Source organism: Paenibacillus sp. TY11 (genome assembly GCF_059772165.1).
In genome coordinates this window covers 225320-246662 of record NZ_JCBAIQ010000001.1, presented here as the reverse complement: position 1 = coordinate 246662, position 21343 = coordinate 225320, and the positions used below count along the sequence as shown (strand labels likewise).

Sequence of the window (21343 nt, the reverse complement as noted above, 5' to 3'; positions counted from 1 at the left end):
GCTGTGCTGTACGCCGCTGGTGAGAAAGTATAATGTTCGGTATACTTACTTATACCTAATACCTTAACGTCCCGCCTGCAGAACAAAAAGAACCAGCGCTACCGATGTTTTGGTAAAATGCTGACATAAAACAATTTTTAGTACAGGTGGTAGACAGATGAACAAATACGAGCGGATTGCACGAGAAGTTAAACAGCGGATTATGGATAAAACCTATAGCGGTGATGATCCGATTCCTGATGAAATCTCGCTGGCAAGTGAGTTTCAGGTGAGCCGGATGACAATCAAGAGGGCATTAGATACGCTGGTGATGGAAGGATTGTTGAATCGTAAAAGAGGACACGGAACCTTTATCGTCAAATCGGTCCACAATGGTCCTGTTAACGTCGTCGTGAATGAAATGTTGGGGCTAACCAACGTACTGCGCGGGAAAGAAATTAAAAATAAGATTATCGCCTTTGACGTTCAATTTCCATCTGAGGAAGTAGCGGCTCATCTATTTATTGATGCCAATTCTCCTGTATATCATGTGATCCGTCTGCGCATTGTGGAGGGCGAGCCTTATGTTATCGAGCGCACGTATATGCCCACGAAGCTAATTAGTGGTATTACCGAGCAGGTGCTGTACGGCTCAGTGTACAAACATATTAAGGAGGAGTTGGGCCTTAATATTGTCGGTTCGCATCGTACAATCCGCGCTTCCAAGTCGATAGAACTGGATCGGGAGCACTTGGATTGTGCAGCGGATGATCCAATCTTGGAAATTGAGCAGGTGGGTTATCTGGATACGGGTATACCATTTGAATACTCATTCTCGCGGCATCGGTACGATAAATTTGTGTTTACCACAGTGAATCGGATGCGTTGAGCGAGTGAGTACGAAGCGGATGGTAAAGCAAACATGGCAGAAGAAGCCTATCTTATGTGGGTGCTCTCCTGCCATGTTCTTTTTAATGAAACGAGTTAATTGCCAAGCAATCTTACTTCATGCACCGTCGGGGTATACCAGTTGTTTGGATTATTAAATAGCACCGCATTTACAAGATTGATTCGCACGTAGCGGGCTTGAAAATTGACTTTGTCGCTGGTAAAACCATACGTGGTATTACCTGTGCGGTCAATCGTGGAGTAGTTAACTCCATCCGTGCTGTATTCAATTTTATATTTGTAATACGCCTCAGATCCTTTGTACATAAACCATGAAATATCCACTTCGCTGATTGTCTTGGTAGTGCCCAGATCGACCTGCCACCAAGCAGGCCAGGATGCGGAGGCAGTCTTCCATGAGGTTTGGGTGTTTCCGTCGTTCGCCAGTGAAGCTGGAGAACTGGATGCGGCTGAGCTAGCAGTCGCTGTTTTGCCTTGCGCGTGATTCACAAGAGATGGCAAGATTACCGTGCCCGTCGCAGCATCCAGATCCCAACTACTATACCAGTTCAGGGTTGCCGTTTTATTGGAGTCATTCAGGGTCAGTGGCAACCAGATGAATTTGTGGTCGCTCAGATTGAGCGGGTTCCAGCGGTCTCCCATATAGATGTAGCTGGTTCCTGCGCTGCCTGTAATCGTGGCGATGGAGTGGATTTGCGAGCCGTAAGCCGCTGGATCACCGAAGGGTGACAAAGCAGACCAGCTTCCAGTCATGGAGCTGGCGGTTGCGTAAGCGCCCTGATTAGGATACCAGCCGGATGCCTGCGAGGTGAACAGGTAGTAGGTGTTGTTCTTTTTCACAACAGCAGGAGCTTCACGATAGCCATTTTCAAAAATCCAGCCAACGAACGACTGCACGCCGGTATAATCGGCTGTCAGCTTGAAGATCGCCATCGTATCGTTGGCACCGCCATTCTTACGGGAAGCGGTAATGAGGTAGCCGCTACCGTCGGTATCTGTGAACACTGTCATATCACGGGACTCGTAATTCAGCGGGCGGAAGCTGCCTTGGTAGGCAAAATTTCCGTCAGGTGTATCGCTGGTAGCGACAGCTACGCGACCGAGTGAGTAGTCCGTGCCATTTTCATAGTGCGCCCATAATACATATTTTCCGGTGGTTTTGTTGTAAATGACTTTGGGACGCTCGATTTTGCTCGAATTCAGCTCAGGGGCGGAATCTTTGGTGAGAATACTGCTGCGGAAGGACCAATTTTTTAGATCGGTTGAGGTATATACGTTCACTTTTTCAAATTTCCAGTTCTCAGCATGCTCGCCGTACCAATAATAGGTGGAGCCTACTTTTAAGATATTGCCGCTGTTCGCCTGAATCGGGTTACCTGCGGTGTCTTTCCAATCCGTTCCGTTGGTAATGGCTGTGCTTACTGTTGCGTTCAGAGAACGTTCTGCATTGGCGTCGTCCAAACCATTCAGCGCTTGGTTCACCTCGGTCCCGTAGGTTGCTTGCGTCACGCCTGTTGTATTGGCATGTACTGCATCGGGTTGAAGACCCGCACCGGCCACTGCGAATAGGATACAAATCCATGCGGCTAACCAATTGCTGCTGTTGATCCACTTCACGATATCATCTGCCTCCTTTATCACGGATAGGATGGGCCGAAACGGCTTGTCCGGCACCTCATCTTCGATTTTATCCTAATTGGAAGCGTTTACAAGTGGAATAAATTGAAGTATTTAGAATGGTGAAACTGTTGTTAGGAGAAAGAACAAATCTGATCACTACATACAAAATAGGTATAAAGATATTTGAAAATCGATAAAAAGTCCCATATAATGGAAAAGAATATTGTTTCAGACGCCCCATAAATCTATCAGCGAGGTGAAAAGAATTTGAAAACGATTCGAGATCATATTGCCAGTTGGAAAGCGATTAAGGTAGCTGCTGCAATGTTAACGGTGATCGCATTACCGCAACCTGCATTTGCTTCAGCAAATGCACCTGCCGCTGCAGGGTTTACGGACAACCTCAACAGTTATAATAGTGCACTGTGGTACAAGTCTGATGGATGGAACAATGGAGATGACTTTGGGGCTGAATGGAGGGCGGATCACATTGAGTTTAACTCCGGTAAGATGGCGCTCAGAATCGATACAGCAGGTTGCCCCGGCAGCTGCGAAGGGAAACCTTTTGTCTCCGGTGAATACGCAACAAATAATACCTACGGGTATGGCCGGGTCGAAGGAAGGTTAAAAGTAGCCAAGGCGCGCGGACTCGTTACTTCTTTATTCACTTATACGAACCGGGAGAAGGATCCTAATAAACCGCAACGCAATGATGAAATTGATATCGAGATTCTTGGGAAGGATACGACTAAACTCCAAATGAATTATTATACGAACGGAGTCGGCTCTCATGAAACGGTGCTTGATCTTGGATTTGATGCTTCAGCCGCTTATCATGATTATGCGTTCGAATGGTCACCATCGGCCATCCGATGGTATGTGGATGGTAAACTAGTGCATACGGAGAATGGTTCCCGTGGGGAACTGCCATCGCAACCAGGACAAGTTATGGTTAACCTGTGGCCCGGCGCGGGCAAAAATTTGGAGTGGACAGGTTCATTTAATTACACGGGCACACCGCTACGAGCTTATTACGACTGGATAAAATTCACACCCGCATCTTAACAGGTACGGGTCAGTCTTCATAAACCGCACTGGCTAACTTGATATTTTGAAATGAATGAAAAGGGGGAACGTCCGACCGGCTCAGGCCCATAGGCGTTCCCCTTTTGCCTACTTGCGGAAAGGTCATTACTTACACTGGAAGTGTTTGTGATTGTGCGATTTGTCATTGACATGTTCGAATTATTCAAATTTAAAGTGACTGCAATCACATAAACGGTTACTTTATGTGGGTATACTGGGCTGTAAATGGAGGGTTAACAAGTGGGTGCATATGTTGAAACACCCTTGGTTCATCTTATTTTGGGAGAGAAGAGGGATACAAAGATGCTAAGTGAGCAAACCATTGCAACGATAAAATCGACCGTACCTGTTTTGGAGGTACACGGAACTACAATTACCAAGCGTTTTTACCAAATGATGTTCGAGGCTCATCCCGAGCTGCTGAATATATTCAATCACGCTAACCAGAAGCAAGGACGTCAGCAAGGGGCGCTGGCCAATGCTGTATATGCGGCTGCACAGCACATTGATCGTCTGGAGGAAATCCTTCCGGTGGTGCGGCAGATTGCACATAAGCATCGTAGTTTGGGAATTAAGCCTGAGCATTATCCTATCGTCGGAAAATATCTGCTTGCTGCGATCAAGGACGTGTTGGGGGATGCAGCTACAGACGAGATCATCGCCGCATGGGCCGAGGCCTATGGTGTGATCGCTAATGTATTTATAGACGTGGAAGCTGAAATGTACAAGGAGGCGGAACAGCAGCAGGGAGGCTGGTCAGACTTTAAGAGCTTTGTTGTGCAGAAAAAGGTTAAGGAAAGCAGTCAAATTACGTCCTTTTATCTGGTGCCGCAGGATGGACAGGTGCTGCCTGCATTTGAGCCTGGGCAATACATCAGCCTGCAGATGCGGATTCCGGGTGAACATAATACCCATATCCGTCAATACAGCCTTTCGGATGCACCGGGCCAACCTCACTACCGGATATCCGTAAAGCGCGAGGATGCCGTAGGATCCCGCCCGGCTGGTAAAGTATCCGTGTATCTGCATGAGCAGGTGCAGGCTGGCGATGTACTACAGGTATCTGCACCGGCTGGCGATTTTACGCTGGATCGAACAGATCGCAGACCTGTCGTGCTGATCAGCGGTGGGGTCGGGCTAACACCGATGGTCAGCATGCTGGCTTCCTTGGTGGAGTCTGCTCCAGATCGGCCCATCACCTTTGTCCACGCAGCAGTCAACGGGGATAACCATGCTCTGCGTAATGAGGTGGAAAAGCTGGTCGCCACACATACACAGGCCGCAGTTCGGTGGTGTTACAGCAGACCAACGGAACAGGATCGGCTGGCACAGGCTTTTCACAAGGAAGGCCGTTTGGATCTGGCCTGGTTGCAATCCGTGATACCGGAACGTAACGCACAGTATTACTTTTGCGGCCCTGAGGGATTCATGCAATCAGTCTACGGCCTGTTGAAAGAGTGGAATATCCCTGCTTCGGATATCCACTATGAATTTTTTGGCCCTGCCAGCGCATGGGAAGCAGAAGCACAAGCACAATGAGACATCAAAAAAAGACGAAGGATGTTTGTCCTTCGTCTTTTTGCGATGATTACAATGGGAAATCCGACTCATTGGGTACTACTTTTCTAAGTGCGCTCCTGTTTTCATAACAAGGGAGTACGCAAAAATTCCATACCTTGCGGCATATACGGGCGTAAAGCCTCCGGAATACGGATCGAACCGTCTTCTTGCTGGTGATGCTCCAGCAACGGAATCAAAATCCGGGGCGAAGCGACCGCAGTGTTGTTGAGCGTGTAACAATATTTCAGCTTGCCGTCCGCATTGCGGTACCGGATGTTGGAACGGCGCGACTGGAAATCAAGCAGTTGAGACGACGAATGTGTCTCGCCGTAAGCTTGGCGGCTGGGCATCCATGTCTCAATGTCCACCTGCTTGTAGGTTTTTTGCGCCATGTCGCCTGTACAGACAGCCATCTTGCGGTAAGGCAGCTCCAACTGTTGAAGCAGGTCTTCCGCATTGCGCGTAATATCCTGAAACATCTGCTCTGAAGCATCCAGGCTGGCTTCGCAGATTACGACCTGCTCAACCTTGGCAAACTGGTGCACACGATACAGTCCGTGCACATCCCTTCCGGCCGAGCCGACCTCATTGCGGAAGCATACGGATACGGCCGCCAGCCGGATCGGGTCCGTAACATCCACGATCTCACCGCTGTAATACGAGACCAGCGGAACTTCCGAAGTGCCTACAAGCCATTGATCCTCTCCTGTGATGCGGTACGTCTGATCCAGTCCGAGCGGGAAAAAGCCGGTGCTGCGCATCGCCTCGGAGCGTACCATCAGCGGAACGTCCAGAAGCTGAAATCCCCGTTCGGTAAGCAGATCGACTGCAAGCTGCTGCACAGCCCGGTGCAACGTAACCCCTGCTCCCGTCAGGTAGTAGTTACGGGTACCGGCAGTTTTGACACCGCGAGGAACGTCGATCAGCTTGTGAAGCTGGCCGAGCGCCATATGATCCTTTGGTTCAAATTCGAAGTCCGGAACCGACCCGACCCGCTTTAGTTCTACATTATCCTCATCCGATCTACCCCGTGGCGTATCTGGCGATACGATATTAGGCGTCAGAAGCATGAGCTGTTGAAAATGCTCCTCTATTTCCTGTTGTTGGGCTTCCAGAAAATCTAGCCGTCCGTTAATTTCTTTGACCTGCAGCCTGGCCTCTTCCGCTTGTTCACTCTTACCGGCATGGATCAGCGCGCCGATATCCTGACTGCACTGATTACGCGTCTGACGAAGCTGTTCCACTTCCTGAAGTAGCTGCTTTCTCCGATCATCCAGGGTCAACAGTTCCGCGACCGATACCTGTATTCCTTTGTCGTCTGCTGCTGTCTGTACCTGCTCTTGATGCTCTCTGATCCATTTGATATCTAACATGACACCGCACTCCCTTTCGGATAAAAATACAAAAAGCGCCCTCATCCACATGGGACGAGGAGCGCTTTGATCTCGCGGTGCCACCCAAATTGACCGGACAGCATGACAGACGTCATGACTCTCCAATCCACTTTGCTCCGCTTTAACGGGCGGGTCCGGTTTACTTAGGAACATATCGCCAAATCGTACACTAACGTATGATCCTTGGCGTAAACGCCTCCGAGTTGGATGCTCTTCACAGGCACAATGTCGTTTGCTTTTTTGTAAGTATACGGATTTTTGGCAGGGTAATCAAGGGCATGAATCTGCACATTGGATTAATTCCTTTTTTCATCGTGATCTTTCCAATAAAAATAAATACACAGAGTAATTAAGATAAGTTCTACGCGCAAAATGACTCTGCAACACATCCATGCGGGTTTCATGTTTGCGAAGGGAAGAGGTAGGCTTTATTTCTTATGTATATCCGTCCTACTTCATCTGCGCTGATGAAACTGGAAGAAACTATAAGTAAAAGCCTCATTTTAACGTTCAAAATAGGCTATAGTCTCTATAATGCCTTTTTAATTTCATGTAAAATGTAATGATTACCAAAATGGACAGCGATGGAGGAGAACATGGAGGATTTTAAAGGTCGTTTACATACGATCCGCCAAGAACAGAACAAGCTGCTCAAGGAGTATCAAACATTAATCGCGGACTATGAAGCCTCAGATATCATTCTGGAGAATGAGGTTATGCGAAAAAAGTTCGAGGATTATCAGGCTCGCTGCATTCATTTGGAAGAGCGGGTACGACATATTGAGCAGGAAAATGGAAAGCTGCGCACTGCGCTGACGGAGCAAATGCTGAGCGAAAAGGCGAATATGATCCGCATTTCGCGTGAAAAGCTGGAGACCTATTTTGCTTCCAGAACTACAGAAGGAAAGAATCGGCTGATAGCCTTTGAATATGGGGCTAAAAACCGGGTGGACCAGCTTATTCAGCAAACCACTCATGAGCTTAAAGAAGATCAGGACGAGATCGTGGCCAGACTGCGACTGTTCTCAGAGGAGATTCGTGACCGGATCATGGAGCAACGCGGGCGGTTTCAGGAGGCCGAGCGCAAATTGCTTCATCAGACGGCAAGCGAGCTCCATCAGCTCGGAGAAGAAGAGATCAGCGAAGAAACGATGCAGAAGCGGATGAAGCAGAATCAATTTGAAATGAAGCTAGGCTTAAACTGGATTAACAAGCTAGGGATTTTGCTCATTATCTTGGGTGTGGGAGCCGCTTTTAAATACTCATACTCGAACTGGTTTACAGGAAATATGAAGGGCGTGGCCTTCTTTCTGCTAGGAGCGCTGATGCTGGGCGGCGGGGAATGGCTGTACCGCAAGCAGAAGCAAACCTTTGCGCTCGGTATTTTGGGCGGTGGTATTTCTGTACTGTACGGATCGATTTTTTACAGCTACTTTTTGTTAGAAATCATAGGAATGTATACAGGCATAGGCTTGTCCGTACTAGTTACGGTGACCGCTGTGCTATTGTCGTTAAGGTATGAATCCAGAACGATATGTTCTTTTGGTTTAGTAGGGGGATATCTCCCGCTGTTTTCCTATATGGCAGCGAACGGGCTGGAAGGGAACGCTGTGTATATCGCCATGGGCTATCTGTTCCTGTTGAACCTGCTCATTCTGCTTGTATCCTTCCGCAAACGGTGGGTCGTCGTGCAATATATCAGCTTTCTGCTCAATACGCCCCTGATGATTGTGCTGACGTGGTTATCGGAAAGCGCCGTAGCGAGCATGCTGTATGCAGTTATTACATTTGCGATGTACCTCGGGATGACGCTGTGGGTGCCGTTCCGATTAAAAACAAAACTGTCATGGCTGGATTTCTCCCTGCTGGCTCTGAACACAGTCGTGAGCTGTTGCGTTCTGTATTCTCTGTTCGGCGATGCGGGCCTGGATGATTACAAAGGCTTGCTGGCACTTGTCTTTTGCTTGGTGTATGGGGGCTTGGGACAATGGGTCCGTCGATATATTCCAGAGGAGAAACAAACAAAAATATTATTTTATGCGACTTCATTGACCTTTGCCATCCTCATGATTCCGTTCCAGTTTGGAGTCAGATGGCTATCCATGGGCTGGTTGATCGAAGCTGTTCTTCTTACATTATATGGCTACCGTTACCGGTTGAAGGAATTAGAACGAGCAGGCTGGGGCATTTTATTACTGTGTCTGAGCGCATTCTTTTTCGTCGATTTCCCTATATATCTGTTGTCAGGATTTGAGACGGATTATTTTGGACTCAAATATACGCTCATTACACTGGGAATGTTGATCGTTACCGTCTTCTATGCGATTGAATTTAGCCGTCCGAATGCCTTCAAAAACAATCGTTTGTACGAAATGCGAATCATGCAAGGGTTTAAATATGTAGCTTTGGTGAACGTGTACTGCTACCTTTTGTATGAAGCTGGGCATTGGTATAACATCGTCGTATCCGACGGGTTTGCACATTACACCTTGTACAAAGTGTTGTTGTATACCTGTGTATCGCTGGTGTTGGCTTATTTCCTGCCTAAAGTGAAGCTGTTGTACGATCGGGTAATTAAATACTACAGCTTGGCCTTGTACGTCATAGGCTACGCGTTGGCACTGGTGGTTACCGTAGCGGTTCCAACCTTGAATGAAAATTATACGCAAAATACGGCTGCTGATTATGTGGCGTTGGTGGTACTCGCAGCCTTTAATGTACTGGTATTCTTCAGCAGCAAGGATTTCCTGAACGCACTGATGACCCGACATTATAGAAGTAATGAGTTGTATCCGGTCATTATGGGTGTATATTTGCTGGGCATCATTACCGCCTTTCTCGGAGTTCAGTTCCGCCTGGGAGACGCAGGTCTTGTATTCAGTCTGGCGTATCTACTGCTGGCAATTTTGTATATTGTATACGGCTTCCTCAAGCGAGTAGTCTATATTCGCAGATTTGGATTGGGCTTGACCCTGCTGTCGACAGGTAAGTTACTGTTGTATGATCTACACCTGTTAACGACAGGAAGCACTATTGTAGCCTACTTCTCCTTTGGTGTTGTATTGTTGGCGATTTCGTATATTTATCAAAAAGTATCCAATCGCATGGGAGAGATCATAATAAAGAAGGATGTCGAAGAAAAAATGTAGTTTTTTGTTGTATTGTGTAGATACCGAACATTATGAAAATAAATCCGGAAATAGTGAAAAATTATGCATGACCTTACATCCTACTTAAGCTATAATGAGTAAAAATTATTTATGTACGCATGCTCTATGTTTATGCGTAAGTAGAGAGAATGAGGGGGATATAATGAATTTGAGCAAGGGGCAGAATAGCCTGTCTGATAAAAATGAACGCTTCTCGTCTGCTGGATTCATATTGGCAGCGATCGGGAGTGCGGCAGGACTGGGTAACATCTGGAAATTTCCGTATATTACAGGACAATATGGCGGAGCTGCATTTTTCTTATTGTTTATTGTCTGCCTGTTGCTTGTTGGTTTGCCTGTACTTTTAGCAGAGCTTGCGCTTGGTCGTGCAGGTCGAGGAAGTGCTGCTTCTGCAATGGTAAAAGTAGGCGGTCATCCGATTTGGGGCAAGATGAGCATCATGTTTGTTATCGTGCCGTTTGTTATTTTATCGTTCTATGCCATTGTAGGAGGCTGGACACTGCATTATGCCGTAGAGGCATTTAGCGGAAATCTGTTTTCAAATAATGATTTTGCTGGACAGTTCGCTTCTTTTTCCTCCGGCTATGCGCCGTTGGTTTGGCTGTTAATTGTTTTTGCATTTACAGCAGTCGTGGTTACTCTTGGGGTATCGAACGGGATTGAAAAGTTCAATAAAATTTTGATTCCTGCCAAGGTCATCCTGTTGCTCGTGTTAATGATTAACGCTCTCATGCTGCCAGGCTCTGGTGCGGGCGTATCCTTCTTTCTGAATCCCGACTTCTCTAAGCTAAGTATAGAGTCTGCATTGGTTGCTTTGGGACATGCCTTCTTCTCACTCTCACTGGGGATGGGGATTATGATCACGTACGGTGCGTACGTGGATCGCCGTCAATCGCTGGGTGGAGCCATGCTGGCAGTTGGTGGAGGGGATTTAATCTATGCGTTTATCGCTGGTATGATTATTTTCCCTACAACCTTCTCTTTCGGGATTAACCCGGCCCAAGGACCATCTCTGGTTTTCATTGCTTTACCTGCTGCTTTCTCGGCAATGCCTTTCGGCGCTTTCTTCGGCGGTTTGTTCTTCGTACTGCTGGCGGTTGCTGCGTTAGGTTCTATGGTATCTTTGCTGGAAGTTCCAGTAGCCTATGTCATGGAGCGTATGCGTTGGGGACGGGTTCGCTCCGTTATCGTCGTATCGGTCCTGTGCTTGATGCTGGGCATCCCTTCTGCATTGTCTATGGGGCTGGTGCCGGAATTAAAAGTGGGAGATAAATCATTCTTTGATTTCGTCGACTTCACAGCGTCCAACATCTTCTTACCGTTAGGCGGTTTGTTGATTGTTATATTCACAGGTTATTATTGGAAGACTGCGGCTGAACATGCGAACATCAAACCCTTCTGGTTCCGCATATGGTTATTCGGTCTTCGGTATGTTGCACCAATCCTGATGTTGTTGGTCTTCCTTCATACCTCAGGTATCATCAAATTTTAAGAGAATACTAATAAAAAGGCATTTTCTTCCTAAGGGAAGAGATGCCTTTTTTTGTATATCTATCAGTGCTTACCTAACTGTGGAAAGGAATGATATAATAAAAACATTGTCATTAATTTTAACTTCATTGAAATCATTACGATTATGAAGTTTTATATAATGAATGAAAAGGCTACAGGGCATCGCACAGACGATGTGCAGAGAGGGAAAGGGCAGAAGAGCATTGGAACAGACAGGGAGCTTGAATTTGCAAGAAGGACGGCGGCTGAAATGAAGTCTAATCAGTTGCCGTCACAACGTCGTTATATGCCAGGTTTGGATGGATTAAGAGCGCTGGCGGTCATCGCTGTCATTGTGTATCATCTGAATCCGGATTGGTTGCCGGGTGGTTTGTTGGGTGTAGGCGTATTTTTTACTTTGTCGGGGTATCTGATTACAGATATTTTGGTTAGTCAGTGGGATACATATCATAGTTTTAAAATGAAAGATTTCTGGTTGCGTCGTGCCAGAAGGTTGCTGCCTGCCATGTTGACGGTTGTGGCTGTCATAGTCCTGTGCTCGTTGCTTTTTGATCCGTCACGGCTTACGGCCTTGCGCGGAGATGTCCCTGCCGCATTGGTGTATATGAGCAATTGGTGGTTTATTTTCCATCAGGTTTCGTATTTTGAAAGTTTTGGCCCACCTTCTCCGCTTGGGCATCTGTGGTCGCTGGCGGTGGAGGAGCAATTTTATATCCTGTGGCCTTTGCTGCTGGCGCTTGGGCTAAAATACATGCCCAAGCGGATTGTGCTCGCGGGCTGGGTGACTTGTCTGGCGTTAATATCTGCGCTCCTGATGGCAGTGATTTACTTACCGGGAAGCGATCCGAGCCGGGTGTATTATGGCACGGATACGCGCGGATTCGCTCTGCTGATTGGTGCGGCGCTGGCCTTGGTATGGCCAAGCGGCAAGCTGAAAGAGCAAGCTTCTGCTAAGGCGCGTTTGCTTCTGGATAGTATCGGTGCAATAAGCTTGCTGTTGCTTTGTCACTGGGCGTGGGCCTCGAATGAATATGACCCATCTCTGTACCGGGGCGGCTTGCTGGGCATAGCTTTGATCACTGCTATTGTGATCGCAGCGTCGGCACACCCGGTGAGCCATCTCGGTCGTCTACTCGGACTCAAGCCGCTGCGCTGGATAGGCGCCCGTTCCTACGGACTGTATCTGTGGCATGTTCCGGTTATCACGCTAACGACACCTCAGGTGGATACCGATGGCGTGCATGTTATGCGAATCATTTTACAATTGCTGGCTACCGTATTGCTGGCGTCTCTCTCGTTTAAATATATCGAGGAGCCGATCCGCCACGGAGGATTCCGCCACTGGATCGCAGGAATCCGTTCAGCGGTTCGTAGACAGGCGCGGTGGAGATGGATGCCTACAACCGCAACGGCTGTGCTTTTTGTAGGTATTCTCGTGGGTACAGTTCATCTGTACGCAGCGTCTCCTGACGCAACTATGCAGGCAGCATCAAGTGATGAGAAGCCAATTGCAAAGGCAAAGGCGATGCCGCCGCTTCACGGAACGGTGTCCGTGGCTTCCAAGGAGTCCAAAGCCACCAAGCTGCAAGGACCCGAGGGCAGCAAGGACCAGGCCTCGGCCCCGTCTCAAGCCCAGACGCCTAAGAATACGGTGATCAAGGCTGGTACTACGGATGGCGTTACGACACCGTCGGAACCTTCGCCCAAACCAAAACAAGCTACGCCTATTACAGGTGATGGCTCGAGTGTGACTGCAATTGGCGACTCTGTCATGTTGGATGTACAGTCGTACATTCAAGAATCCTTCCCGGGCGCTGTTGTAGATGGACGGATCGGCCGTCAGATGGCGGAAGCGCCTGCTGTACTGGAACAGCTGAGACAGAACGGACAGCTGGGTAAGACGGTTATTATTGAGCTGGGCACGAACGGCGCTTTTACCAAGGATCAGTTATCTGATCTGCTCGCCAGTCTGAAGGATGCGAAGCGTATTATACTCGTGAATACCCGTGTGCCTCGTCCGTGGGAGAGCATTGTGAACAAGCATCTTGCCGAAGCTGCGTCCCAGGATCCGCGAATTACAATGATTGACTGGTACGGAGCCAGCTCCGGTAAAAACTCATATTTCGAGCATGACGGAGTACATTTGAAACCCAAAGGCGCTAAAGCCTATGCGTCTCTGTTGGCTGAGGCCTTAACGAAGCAATCTTCATGAAGAGCAATGATACTCATAATTTTTTTAAAGCAAATGCAAGACAAGAAACCACCGGGAGTAGGTTGTCCCCTGGTTGAAGTGCATCCCTAAATTTTCATCGGCTAAACCTAAGGGTTTTTCCAATGTCCATTCTAAGGTATGCGCTTCAACCCTGATCCGGTGGTTTTTCTTATTTGTATTTTCGTTCTATTTATTTATGGTAAGGTTACCTGTACGAATATGTTTTAATTTTAGGAAATATTATCTGGAGTGTGGAGGTACATAAGCTAATGGAAAAGGGTTATTCACATAGTAGGACAACAGAGCACCGCTTGAAGAGGAACAGAAGAAGACTAATGTTGATTGCTATTTTATTATTTGTGGTAGGTTGTATTACTTTCATTGCGATAAAGGTCTCAGATAGCAAACCACATGCGCCAACACAGGAGATTGCTAAAAAAACAGATTCCGTATCCAAGGACCCATCAAAAGTTAAAGCAAATGCGGGGGTAAAAGGTAAAGCGGTCTCTCAAAAAGATGATCCCGAAGTTGAAGATGGCGCCTTTGTTGAAAAATATTTAAAACAGCAAATGCTAGGACAAATGCCTGATGGGGCCAACGGTAAAAAAGTAGCCTATTTATCTTTTGATGACGGTCCATCCGTGACGGTAACACCTAAAATATTAGACATTCTGAAAAAACAGAAGGTCAAGGCAACCTTTTTTATCGTAGGAAAAGAAGCCAATGAAAATGAACATACCAGGAATATTATCAAAAGAATAGTTAAAGAAGGTCACGCGATAGGAAACCATACGTACTCACATAATTATAAGTATTTATATCCTAAGAAGCGGGTTAGTACGGACCATGTTATGCAGGATATTGAGAAGAACAATCAGGTTCTAAAAAGTATTCTGGGACCAGAATTCTCTACCAGGATGATCCGATTTCCGGGGGGCCACATGACATGGAATAGAAGGGATCCACAGGGGATGGCTGCATTGGATAAAGTTTTACTTCAAAAGGATTACCATCAGGTAGATTGGAATGTATTAACGAAAGATGCAGAGGGAGCATCCAAGAAAGCACCCGGACTAATCAACCAATTTATGAGGTCAGTCAAAGGTCGAGAAAAAGCTGTGATACTCATGCATGATACCTATGGTAAGGAAGAAACAGCAAAAGCTTTGCCGCAAATCATAGAATATCTAAAGAAACAGGGATATGAATTTAAGATTATGAAGTAAGGTATGCTTATATGTAAGAAAAGGACGGGGCTGATGGCCACCGTCCTTTTTGCTATAGAAAGTATATAGTTCTCGTGTTTTAGATACGTTCTGCTTCACCCATCGCCTGAATGAAAGCCCCGATACCTTTGGGATCGTTGGTTACAATTGGCTCGCTGATATAGTAAGCGAAGGTACCGTCCCGACGATCTTTACCGCCTAAGCCGCTTACTTGCACTGTTTTGTTCAGATTCACGAGTCCTTCTTCAGTAATCGTGATAAATTCATCAATAATACCTTTACGGATGATTTCTGCCTCTTGACGATAATGCTCTGGCAGATAGCCTTTGCGAACGCCTTTGGCGATAGCATAGAGAATCATGCAGGAAGCGGAGGCTTCCAGATAGTTGCCTTTCACATGGCCCAGGTTGAGCACCTGATAAAAGACTCCACTTTCTTTATCACGTACTTTCAGCAGGGCTTCCAGTGTTTCCGTCAGCATATCGAGCAAGGCAGGGCGATCTGCATGATTTTCTGGAATATAGTCCAGCACGTCAACGAGTGCCATAACGAACCAGCCCATAGAGCGTCCCCAAAAGTTCTTGGAGCAGCCTGTTTGCGGGTTGCACCAAGGCTGTTCAAGCTTCTCATCCCAAGCGTGGTAGAGCAGGCCTGTTTCAGGATCACGCGTATGTTCGTAGCAGAGCTTGAATTGCAAGGTAACATCGTCAAACTCTGACGGATCTCCGAATTCGCGGATAAACTCAGCATAGAACGGGGCACCCATGTACAAGCCGTCGAGCCAAATTTGATACGGATAAATTTGCTTGTGCCAGAATGCACCCTCGCTTGTCCGTGGGTGTTTTTCCAGCTGACTGCGTAATTGGTAGGCTGCCTTTTTATATCGTTCATCTCCTGTAGCACGATACAGAGAGAAGAGCAGCTTACCGTTATTCACATGGTCAATATTGTACTCATCTACTTTATAGCGCTGAATAACGCCATTTTCGTCAACAAAATGATCCATATGTTTTTTTATATATTCCATATACTTGGGATCGCCTGTCAGTTCGCCAACCCATTCCAGACCTTTGTAAATGACGCCGTGGTCATATTCCCATTTTTCGTAAAATTCCGGACTCCGTTTTAGAACAGAATCGCTCATACGTACAGCCCAAGAATCTGTTTTTGTAGGACTGGTTGTCGGTTGTGATGTTGGATTTGCCATGATACAGTCACCTCTTTAGTAAATGTTTAATCTGTAATTGTTATTGTTGTTTACATAGACGGAGTGTGTGTCTTAGGGTCAACGGGTTTGTTCTTGAAGCCCACATTATTGTTACCCCAGCACCGATCGTAATTGAAACCTGTCAACTGTTCGAACACTTTACGGGCTTCCGGCTTGGCTGATTTCATGGAGCCCCCGTTTTTGAGGCGGTCAATTTCGGCGATTAGCTTCTTGTGGCTGTCAATATCCAGCTTCATCACGACAGAAGCAATCATACCGATGATCGCGAGAACGATGGTACCGACCACGAGTACATAAAAGATGGCGTGCTGAGCAGCGACTGGCTGACTATCAGCCCCGGATACAAAGCCAAAATGCTGTAATACCCAGCCGAGAATGAAGACGACAACGGCCCGCACCATTTTTCCGGCAAAAGTCATCATACCCGCATAAATACCTTCCCGGCGACGACCGGTCAGCGCCTCATCCACGTCAGCAAGGAATGTGTATTGATTCCACGGGATGTAGTAGACGCCACCTGTACCAAGCCCCATGAACAGTGTGATGACATATAGCCATACCATCGTATTAGAGGCTCCCGTTATATAGAGCAGGCCATAACCTGCTACGCTAAAGCAAACGACAACGAGTGCGGCGATGAAAGGCATACGAAACCCTTTACGTACACAGAATTGGATGAAGAAATAGGTAGAAATCAATTGAATGACAGAGTTAAAGCTGTTCAGATTGGATACCATCTCCGAGCTTTGGAACAAGGAGAAGACAATAAAGTACGTAAAAGCAGAAGTAAACAGCCACTCAGCTGAAAAGCCGCCCAGGTACATCCCGAGATGATGACGGAACGTCTTTACCCGGAAGGTAGAGGAAATGTCGACAAACAACTTTTTCATAGAATCTATAAAAGAAAGCGGAGCTTCACCTTCCAGTTCCTTTTGCAGTTCCTCACTTGGACGTTCCCAGGAGTTTTTGTATAAGAATGCCATCGCAATCAGCAGGATAGCTGCAAATACGAGACCGGTATAAAAGAAAGGCAATGGAGAGTCTTTGCCATACTCAGCAATAAAGCGACCTGGGATAAAGGCGGCAGCAAAATTGGCGATTTTACCGAACATGGCCTTCCATCCGGTCAATCTGGAGCGCGCGCCGAAGTCCCGGGTCATCTCTGACGCTAGTGCTTCATACGGCACCATGACAGAGGTATACACCAGTTCAAACAGCACGTACGTACTCAGGTAATACCAGAAGCCCAACCCATCTACCCAAAGCATCGGATACACGAGCATCAGCGGGATACCCATCATGATGAAAAAGCGGCGTCTGCCGAATTTACGGCCCAAGCGGGTCCGGTGAAAGTTATCGCTGATAAAGCCCATGACCGGATTGCTGACCGCATCTATGATGCTGGCAACAGAGAAAATGGCCGCGGCCTGAACGGGAGACAGTCCGCAAAAGGTTGTATAAAAGTACATTAACCACGCACCGCTAATAGCAAGTGCGCCACTTCCTAGCATGTTACCGCTTCCATAGGCGAGTGTATGTTTCAGTGTGATTCTTCGTTCCATGATCTGTTCACCTCATATTTTGTCTGGTTATGAGGACAATCACCGGTCGCTATATTATGCAGAATTGTCTAAGTTGGTAGATGGGCCAGGGCGTCCTGAGTTGGAAGGGGCTTTTAGCGTGCCCCTATATTAGTGCCGCTTGGTGTTCCCGAGCCGATCAGATCGCTTCCCTTGGCCAGCTTAAGGAAATCGCCCAGCTGGATGGAACCGTCTGAACCTCGTGTGATAGAAGGCGTGAGACTAACAAAGTCGTCTGAACTGGCTACCAGACCTTTGGCATTCGTCGATTTTTTGTTTTTCCACCATACGCTAGAGTTGTCTTGATCTGTACCGCTTGTTTTGTCGCTGGCGCTTCCCTCAAAGGAAAGATTGTTAATGAACACGTGATCACCTTTGTCAAAAGCAAAATTACTTTGTCCATTGTCCCACGAGGTATTATTGGTCAACGTAATGCTGCCGGGGTTGCTATTGTAGGTGAAGCCGTGTTTTTTGTTTTGGAAAGCAATACTGTTTTTCACGATATGGTTGACTTTGATTTTGTCACCACCCAGCTTAAAGCCGTTGCCGTCGCTGTTCGCGGTAGACGTTCCATCTGCGGTCTGCCCGTTGTGGTGGGCCACACTGTTCAAAATGGTTACTTCGCCGATGGGACCCGTCTCGGTTTTGCTATACAAATCCCAGCCATCGTCTACGTTGTACGCAGCTAAGCAGTTATCAAACACATTGCCTGATCCTACAGTCAATTTGGCCGCGAAACCATCGGCATCCTCGCCATTATCGGGATCAGCGTTATCGTGAGAGTAGGAATTCAAAATCAAATTGTTCGAAGGCCACTCACTGGTGGAAGCGTTAGGGGAGTAACGTCCAAGCTGAAGTCCAGTATCCCGGTTGTGGTGGGTTTCCACGTTTTCGATTCGGTTATTGCTGCCGCCGATATAGATACCATTATCTCCGGCACCCTTTACTTCAAGGCCTTTTACCAGCCAAAAGTCTCCGTTAAGCTGAAGTCCACGATTGGCTGAACCAAAGGCTTGAGCAGAGAAATCAAGTACCGGCTTTTCACTACCGTAAGCGACCAACCCTTTGAGTGAGCCGTTACTGCCGCTATTTCCATGCTGAACTGTAATCGTTGAGGAGTAGGTGTAGTTACCACCGCGCAGGTAAATGGTTTTACCAGGAGCAATTTGTGTAAGTGCTGCTTCGAGCGTGGTAGGACTGGATATTGTGCCTGGATTGGACACGTTACCATTTGGCGCCACATACAAGTCGCCTGCGGCTAACGTTGTGGAGACAGCGGTTGAGTCGATTGTACTGACAGCCTCTTCTGAGAGTGCGGAAGAAGGGATGGTGGATGACGTATCTGCGTAAGCGGTTCCAATAATACAAGAAGAAGCGAAAACAAAAGAAACACCGAGTCTTAGAGCGTTAAAGCCGTTTTTTGGACGATCATTCCGTTTGAACATGTGAATTCCTCCTTATTTGGGCTTATTTTAAAAGAAGATAGCATATAAAAAAAGCGGCTCATGCTGTCTTTCCAGTAGAAACAGGACACCTCCTGGGGTGACAGATTGATCTAACATATGTCCAAAACGCTCTAAGAAGTATATGCCCAGTGTAATATATGTTAACGTTTGCATCAACAGTTTTTTGTTGTTTTTTTGACATTGTGAAAAAAAGTTCACACTTTTGTTTCAACTAAAAAACAATTTTGCATGACTGGGAAAATTTGATTATACTTAAACATTATACATATAATAGGAATGAAAACTGTGAGAAAAGGCGGGTTTGACGCATGGAGAATGGGAATAATTTGACGAATCCAACTTCCGAAGAATTGCTAGAAAAGCAGCCGCGAGTGAAAAGTGAGATGATAGATTGGCTTAAGGCAATTATTGTAGCCATTGTGCTCGTGTTCATTATACGTTGGCTACTATTTGCGCCATTTATTGTTGAGGGAGCATCCATGGAACCGAATTTCAAGACAGATGAACGAGTGGTCGTGAACAAGATGATTTACGATTTTCGTGATCCCAAGCCGAGTGAGGTCGTTGTATTCCATGTGAGAAAGGAACAAAAAGACTTTATTAAGCGTGTCATTGGTGTTCCGGGAGACAAGATCCAATACCAAGGTGATAACCTGTACGTAAACGGTAAGAAAGTAGAGGAACCATACATCCAAGGAGCGATTCAAGAGGCACACGCTAAGGGAGAGCTATATAATAATGTGGACTTTCCAAACGGAATTGTAAAGGATTCCAAGGTTCCCGAGGGTTACCTTTTTGTCATGGGTGATCATCGCAATAACAGTAGGGACAGTCGTGCCATTGGCTTTGTTTCAATGAAAGATATTGTTGGACGTGCGGATGTAATTTTTTGGCCGTTGGACAGTGCAAAATGGGTTAAGCATAAATAATATAAGAGCGCCTAAGACGGAAGGTGGTTCCTCACTATAGGCGCTTTTTATTTTATGACCTCATTATATTTTTTTCGTAAACGGGTCAGGCAGCTTGCGCCAATCCTCCTCCATCTCTTCCGGAGTCAACAATGTCTCGTCTAGGGTGCGCTCGATTTCTTCCCGGTTCATATCGATACCAATAAATACGAGTTTGGTAACCCGGTCGCCATATTTTTCGTCCCAGTCAGGTGTCTTTTCGAAATCTTCGCCGAGATAGTATTGGCGTTCTTCTTCAGTTAAAGCGGATACCCATAGCCCTGCGCGTGCGAATTGTTTGGAGCTGCCCGCCTGACTGAATGTAAAAGCAGTGCGGTTCTGCGTGGCGAACCACACCAACCCCTTGGAACGTACAACCTCAGCAGGCCATTTAGCCAGCCATTTCAAGAAACGTTCGGGATGAAATGGGATTTTACGCTTGTACACAAACGAAGCAATGCCATATTCTTCTGTCTCCGATACGTGCTCTTCTTTGTTCATTTCCTGTATCCAGCCTGCCGCTTGACTAGCTGTTTCAAAATCGAAGCGATGCGTGTTTAAAATCTCCTTTGGGTCCACTTTACCGTACTCGGAACGGATGATTTTAGCGTTCGGTTGAATACCGCGCAGTGCTTTTTCCAGTCGTTCCAGCTCTTCTGGGGATACCAGATCGCATTTGTTAATGATTAGCACGTCACAAAACTCCACCTGCTCTATGAGCAGATCGACGATGCCGCGTGCATCCTCCTCCGCCACTTCCTGTCCACGATCCTTGAGAGAGTCCCTCGAGTAGAAGTCCTTCCAAAATTCCGGTGCGTTCACGACAGTGACCATAGTATCCAGTCGGGTCAGCTTGGTCAAATCAATTCCATTTTCCTCATCTACATAACTGAAGGTCTGGGCTACCGGAATGGGCTCACCTATACCCGTGGACTCAATAAGAATATAGTCAAACTTTTTATCGAGCGCCAGTCGTTCTACCTCTTTTAACAAATCTTCGCGCAAGGTGCAGCAGATGCAGCCGTTGGACATTTCCACCAGCTTCTCATCCACACGAGATAATCCCCCACCGTCGCGAACGAGATCAGCATCAATGTTTACCTCACTCATATCATTGACAATGACAGCTACCCGTAAGCCTTCCCGGTTGTTCAGTACATGGTTCAGCAGTGTGGTTTTGCCGGAGCCGAGGTACCCACTTAGTACCGTGACCGGTATTTTCTTTTCCAATTCCATAGTGTTCGCCAACGTAATCACTCATCCCTTCGAAAGTTTCATGAAATGTCGAACGTGCTGTAGTGGCTATAATGCGAGATAGGAAAGCTGCGGTACTCTCCTTTTTGGTTCTTTAATCGTAATAATTACGAATAGTAAAATCAGTAAATCATTAATGAGAGGAAATGTCAAGGAAGGTGCAACCAATACACCTATAAGTATCCATGATGGAACAAATT

The 21343-nt window shown here is 46.8% G+C and carries 15 protein-coding genes; 8 read left to right on the top strand and 7 right to left on the bottom strand.

From position 1 onward, the window contains the following. Nucleotides 1-157: 157 nt before the first annotated feature. Nucleotides 158-868: a GntR family transcriptional regulator gene (locus AC6EJC_RS01015; RefSeq protein ID WP_444952335.1), complete on the top strand. Its 711-nt coding sequence runs from the start codon at nucleotides 158-160 to the stop codon at nucleotides 866-868. Nucleotides 869-963: 95 nt separating this feature from the next. Here AC6EJC_RS01015 and AC6EJC_RS01010 read toward each other — a convergent pair whose 3' ends face one another. Next, entirely contained in the window at nucleotides 964-2505 is a 1542-nt protein-coding gene (locus tag AC6EJC_RS01010) for a family 43 glycosylhydrolase (protein ID WP_444952334.1), read from the bottom strand. 270 nt (nucleotides 2506-2775) lie between these two features. Here AC6EJC_RS01010 and bglS point away from each other — a divergent pair, with 270 nt between their 5' ends. Further along, a complete protein-coding gene (bglS, locus tag AC6EJC_RS01005; protein WP_444952333.1) occupies nucleotides 2776-3573 on the top strand; it encodes a beta-glucanase in 798 nt (265 codons plus the stop codon). Between the two features lie 324 nt (nucleotides 3574-3897). Continuing rightward, complete coding sequence (gene hmpA / locus AC6EJC_RS01000; RefSeq protein ID WP_444952510.1) at nucleotides 3898-5133, top strand: NO-inducible flavohemoprotein; 1236 nt, start codon at nucleotides 3898-3900, stop codon at nucleotides 5131-5133. Nucleotides 5134-5237: 104 nt separating this feature from the next. On the opposite strand, the gene serS is transcribed toward hmpA, so the two are convergent. Together serS and AC6EJC_RS00990 are read right to left on the bottom strand one after the other, a co-directional pair. Continuing rightward, a complete protein-coding gene (serS, locus tag AC6EJC_RS00995; protein ID WP_444952332.1) occupies nucleotides 5238-6527 on the bottom strand; it encodes a serine--tRNA ligase in 1290 nt (429 codons plus the stop codon). A 164-nt stretch (nucleotides 6528-6691) separates the two neighbouring features. Next, nucleotides 6692-6838: a hypothetical protein gene (locus AC6EJC_RS00990; protein ID WP_444952331.1), complete on the bottom strand. Its 147-nt coding sequence runs from the start codon at nucleotides 6836-6838 to the stop codon at nucleotides 6692-6694. Between the two features lie 306 nt (nucleotides 6839-7144). On the opposite strand from AC6EJC_RS00990, the gene AC6EJC_RS00985 reads away from it, so the two are divergent. The 4 genes from AC6EJC_RS00985 to AC6EJC_RS00970 all read left to right on the top strand — a co-directional run bounded on the left by AC6EJC_RS00985 (nucleotide 7145) and on the right by AC6EJC_RS00970 (nucleotide 14668). Next, nucleotides 7145-9697, top strand: coding sequence for a DUF2339 domain-containing protein (locus AC6EJC_RS00985; RefSeq protein ID WP_444952330.1), 2553 nt, complete (start codon nucleotides 7145-7147; stop codon nucleotides 9695-9697). A 163-nt stretch (nucleotides 9698-9860) separates the two neighbouring features. Next, a complete protein-coding gene (locus AC6EJC_RS00980) occupies nucleotides 9861-11210 on the top strand; it encodes a sodium-dependent transporter (RefSeq protein ID WP_444952329.1) in 1350 nt (449 codons plus the stop codon). Nucleotides 11211-11480: 270 nt separating this feature from the next. Further along, a complete protein-coding gene (locus AC6EJC_RS00975) occupies nucleotides 11481-13442 on the top strand; it encodes an acyltransferase family protein (RefSeq protein WP_444952509.1) in 1962 nt (653 codons plus the stop codon). A gap of 269 nt (nucleotides 13443-13711) precedes the next feature. After that, nucleotides 13712-14668: a polysaccharide deacetylase family protein gene (locus AC6EJC_RS00970; RefSeq protein ID WP_444952328.1), complete on the top strand. Its 957-nt coding sequence runs from the start codon at nucleotides 13712-13714 to the stop codon at nucleotides 14666-14668. A 79-nt stretch (nucleotides 14669-14747) separates the two neighbouring features. Here the strand turns inward: AC6EJC_RS00970 and AC6EJC_RS00965 are convergent, their stop codons facing one another. The 3 genes from AC6EJC_RS00965 to AC6EJC_RS00955 all read right to left on the bottom strand — a co-directional run bounded on the left by AC6EJC_RS00965 (nucleotide 14748) and on the right by AC6EJC_RS00955 (nucleotide 18921). After that, on the bottom strand, nucleotides 14748-15875 hold the full coding sequence (locus AC6EJC_RS00965) for a glycoside hydrolase family 88/105 protein (protein WP_444952327.1): 1128 nt from the start codon (nucleotides 15873-15875) through the stop codon (nucleotides 14748-14750). Nucleotides 15876-15925: 50 nt separating this feature from the next. Further along, nucleotides 15926-17458 carry an MFS transporter gene (locus tag AC6EJC_RS00960; RefSeq protein WP_444952326.1) on the bottom strand — a complete coding sequence of 511 codons (1533 nt, stop codon included), beginning with the start codon at nucleotides 17456-17458 and terminating at the stop codon, nucleotides 15926-15928. Between the two features lie 113 nt (nucleotides 17459-17571). Next, the gene (locus tag AC6EJC_RS00955; RefSeq protein ID WP_444952325.1) at nucleotides 17572-18921 is read right to left on the bottom strand and encodes a right-handed parallel beta-helix repeat-containing protein; all 1350 of its coding nucleotides are present in this window, start codon (nucleotides 18919-18921) and stop codon (nucleotides 17572-17574) included. A gap of 329 nt (nucleotides 18922-19250) precedes the next feature. On the opposite strand from AC6EJC_RS00955, the gene lepB reads away from it, so the two are divergent. Beyond that, the gene (gene lepB / locus AC6EJC_RS00950) at nucleotides 19251-19871 is read left to right on the top strand and encodes a signal peptidase I (protein ID WP_444952324.1); all 621 of its coding nucleotides are present in this window, start codon (nucleotides 19251-19253) and stop codon (nucleotides 19869-19871) included. Between the two features lie 63 nt (nucleotides 19872-19934). Here the strand turns inward: lepB and AC6EJC_RS00945 are convergent, their stop codons facing one another. Continuing rightward, complete coding sequence (locus tag AC6EJC_RS00945) at nucleotides 19935-21137, bottom strand: GTP-binding protein (protein ID WP_444952323.1); 1203 nt, start codon at nucleotides 21135-21137, stop codon at nucleotides 19935-19937. Nucleotides 21138-21343 lie beyond the last annotated feature (206 nt).